General features: G+C 48.3%; 1 pseudogene. It reads left to right on the plus strand.

What is annotated here, in order from left to right:
• A pseudogene (locus tag R0J87_RS24490) lies at nt 1-229 on the plus strand (VC0807 family protein); the annotation flags it as partial.
• Nucleotides 230-238: the final 9 nt, after the last annotated feature.

Raw genomic sequence — 238 nt, forward strand, 5'->3', positions numbered from 1 at the left:
CGCATCATTTTTCCTGTCATCTGCGCTGAACTATATAGTGGCCAAAGCCATTGTGGTTAGCCCACCGGGTACTACAGCTTATGCCGAAGAACTGGGCAGAATGACCTGGTTAAGTTACCCGGTCATCGTGCTGCCCAGTATGGTGATGCTGTTTGGCGCTATTATCTATATGTTCCGTCAGATAAGTAAGCTGACCGGCCAGTCGCTGGAAGACTTCATGTTGCAGTAAGTTAATCAG

The sequence above is a fragment of the Halomonas sp. SIMBA_159 genome (genome assembly GCF_046536035.1).
Lineage (GTDB): Bacteria > Pseudomonadota > Gammaproteobacteria > Pseudomonadales > Halomonadaceae > Vreelandella > Vreelandella venusta_A.